1 rRNA gene (cut by a window edge) is annotated in these 1,606 nt (G+C 51.6%); it reads right to left on the bottom strand.

Features of this window, described 5'->3' with window-relative positions:
• Positions 1 to 1,581: ribosomal RNA gene (locus DW677_RS18585) — 23S ribosomal RNA — on the bottom strand; it reaches 1,420 nt to the left of the window's first position.
• Positions 1,582 to 1,606: the final 25 nt, after the last annotated feature.

The following is a 1,606-nucleotide window of genomic DNA, read 5'->3' as shown; positions in this document are numbered from 1 at the left end:
TGGAATCGGATGCTTCCCTACTTGAGTTCGGTCCGCGTCACGTCTTTGGCTTATCAGGCGGATTTGCCTGCCTGACACCTCCTACGCTTGCCCGGGGTTCTGTTCCCCGGTCATCTTATCCCTCTGCGTCCCCACAGTTCTGATACCATGTGGTACAGGAATCTAAACCTGTTGTCCATCAGCTACGCTTCTCAGCCTTGCCTTAGGCCCCGACTTACCCAGGGCAGATCAGCTTTACCCTGGAAACCTTAGATATTCGGCCTGGAGGATTCCCACCTCCATCTCGCTACTCATTCCGGCATTCTCTCTTCTTAAAAGTCCACAGCTCCTTATCGGTACTGCTTCGCCCCTTTAAGAATGCTCCTCTACCAATGTATAAATACATTCCTGAGCTTCGGTGTTGTGTTTCAGCCCCGGACATTTTCGGCGCAGGACCTCTCGACTAGTGAGCTATTACGCACTCTTTGAATGTGTGGCTGCTTCTGAGCCAACATCCTAGTTGTCTTTGAAATCCCACATCCTTTTCCACTTAACACACACTTTGGGACCTTAGCTGCAGGTCTGGGCTCTTTCCCTTTTGACGACCCAACTTATCTCGTGCCGTCTGACTCCCGTACATCATCTGTATGGCATTCGGAGTTTGATATTCTTCGGTAGGCTTTGACGCCCCCTAGGAAATTCAGTGCTCTACCTCCACCAGACTAATACGAGGCTAGCCCTAAAGCTATTTCGAGGAGAACCAGCTATCTCCGGGTTCGATTGGAATTTCTCCCCTATCCACACCTCATCGCCACCCTTTTCAACGGATGTGCGTTCGGTCCTCCACGAAATTTTACTTTCGCTTCAACCTGGACATGGATAGATCACCCGGTTTCGGGTCTGCACATGCTGACTTGACGCCCTATTCAGACTTGCTCTCGCTTCGGCTCCGCACCTTTAGTGCTTAACCTTGCCAGCATCCGCAACTCGCCGGACCGTTCTACAAAAAGTACGCGGTCGCACCTTAACGTGCTTCCACAGCTTGTAAACACAGGGTTTCAGGTTCTCTTTCACTCCCCTCCCGGGGTCCTTTTCACCTTTCCTTCACAGTACTATGCGCTATCGGTCACTAAGGAGTATTTAGCCTTGGGGGGTGGTCCCCCCGACTTCCTGCAAGGTTCCACGTGTCTCGCAGTACTCTGGATCCCACTAGCTCCCTTCTGGTTTCATGTACGGGACTTTCACCCTCTCTGGTCTGACTTCCCAGACAGTTCCATTACCATACGGGTCACATATCGTGGTCCATAACCCCGGAATGCACGCATTCCGGTTTGGGCTCTTCCAATTTCGCTCGCCGCTACTTTCGGAATCGATGTTTCTTTCTCTTCCTCCGGCTACTTAGATGTTTCAGTTCACCGGGTTCCCGGCGTATGGCTATGTATTCACCATACGTCACTTGAGGTGCACTCAAGTAGGTTTCCCCATTCAGAGATCTCCGGATCAAAGGATATTTGCTCCTCCCCGAAGCTTTTCGCAGCTTATCACGTCTTTCATCGGCTCTTAGTGCCAAGGCATCCACCCTGCGCTCTTTCTAGCTTAACCAGTAGTATCTCCGCCGCGGGAACGG

Origin of the sequence: Clostridium sp. AM25-23AC (genome assembly GCF_003435125.1) — a bacterium.
Lineage (GTDB): Bacteria > Bacillota > Clostridia > Lachnospirales > Lachnospiraceae > Pilosibacter > Pilosibacter fragilis.
This window is presented reverse-complemented; position numbering and strand designations above follow the sequence as displayed.